The following is a 1,802-nucleotide window of genomic DNA, read 5'->3' on the forward strand; positions in this document are numbered from 1 at the left end:
TAAATAAAGTAGGGAAACCTCTCACGAGGCTTCCCCCTTATCAAACCGCACGTGCCCTACTAAGGCATACGGCTTACCAACATGTTACATTGAATGCTTTGTTTCACCCTGTGCACAGTTTATCATTTGGACTCTTTTGGTTGTGAAGTATACTTCTCCACGTTCTTTTGCTCTTTGTAGCGCTCTTTTATATTTCTTTTTCTGTTTTTCCTTCATGTACTGAATGTAGTCCTCTATGGTATTTCCATATTGTTTTCCATAATAGTATTGAAAAGCTGGAATTAATCCAATTCTTGCAAAGAACTCAATTCCCCATTTTGTTTTCATCTTATGTCCTTTATTTTGACTAGGATGGTCATGTATCATCGCAACTCTGAGCCTTCGTCTTATATAGCTATCTATGGCTAATAAGTCATTTTTGATAACGTTGAAGAAACATGAAAATTCTCTTCCATACTTTTTATTCTCATTTATCGCATTCCAAAGGGTTAAAAAGTAATTTACTTTTCCTCGTACTACTTGATTCACACGTTCTACCCACACATCTTTGCTAAAAGTTAGGGATTTCATTGTTTTACCCTTTATCTTTTGGCGAAAGTCTTTCCATGTAGAATCCTTTGGTTTAGCTATGTAGTATGGTTTGCCATCTTTCTTTCTTTTCCTCCAGTGCTCAAAAGTAAATCCAAGGAAATCAAAGTCATCATGGTTAAAATCGACGATTTTAGTTTTCTCGATGGAGATTTCAAGCCCTAGTTCTGCTAGCTTTTGCTTTGTAATAGATTCTGCACGTACAATTTCATCTTTTGTTTTGGAAAATAAAAGGAAATCATCGGCATATCTAACAAAGTGAATTCCATGGGTTTCGAGCTCCCAGTCAAGTTCATTTAGAAAAAGATTTGCAAGTAATGGCGAAATCACACCCCCTTGAGGGGTTCCCGAGTCTACTTCGTGATACTTCCCTTCCTCCATGAAGCCGGCTTTTAACCATTTCCAGATTAGGTCGAGTACAGTTCCATCAGCTATATATTTATTAAGTATCTTCATCAACTTCTTGTGAGGAATATTGTCAAAGAATCCCTTAATATCACAATCATAAATATAGTTGTAACCACTCTCGATATTCCATGTAATGATTTGCATTACTCTTTTAGGTCCAAGATTTGGACGATAGCCGCATGACCATTTGTGGAAAATGAGTTCTTCACATTTAGGTTCAAGGACATTAACAACAGCTTGTTGAACAATGCGGTCTTCAATATTTGGAATCCCCAGTGGACGTAGTTTTCCATTCTTTTTGGGAATATATTTTCTTCGAACTGGTGACGGAGTGTATTCTTTAAGTCTTAGTTTCTGAAGTAACTGACTGAGATTCTTCTCTTCGTTACTTGCGTAACTTTGGACTGTTTCTCCATCTATACCTCCAGCCCCATTATTGCTTTTAACCTTTTCCCAAGCTGTTTTAAGCTTTCTATCAAAAAGAATTTGTCCATATACACTATGCCATTTGAACTTTAGTTCTTGATTCAATGCTTATTCCACACCTTTCATTGTGCACTTCCAGTTCGTTTTTACCGAGGTAACGTATACTGTTGTCATTACACACTTTCATAAATGTAGAGCCACGAGGTCGCTCCCCCTTCCGTTCAGATTGCGTTTGGTCGCAATCCTACTTCCGTACTATGAAGGCGTCTGACTTCTCCACTTGTATTGATAACTTCGGATTTCCCTTATATATCAACACCTAAAGTTAAAGTGGAGACCTCACGGGGTCATCGCACTTTCCTTCTGAACATACCCAGCAC

Annotated in this window: 1 protein-coding gene; it reads right to left on the reverse strand. The window is 37.8% G+C overall.

Features of this window, described 5'->3' with window-relative positions:
- Positions 1-84: 84 nt before the first annotated feature.
- Positions 85-1,527 carry a group II intron reverse transcriptase/maturase gene (gene ltrA / locus JOC76_RS29625; RefSeq protein ID WP_205182336.1) on the reverse strand — a complete coding sequence of 481 codons (1,443 nt, stop codon included), beginning with the start codon at positions 1,525-1,527 and terminating at the stop codon, positions 85-87.
- Between the last annotated feature and the right edge of the window lie 275 nt (positions 1,528-1,802).

The organism is Neobacillus cucumis, from assembly GCF_016908975.1.
Taxonomy (GTDB): Bacteria; Bacillota; Bacilli; order Bacillales; family Cytobacillaceae; genus Neobacillus; species Neobacillus cucumis.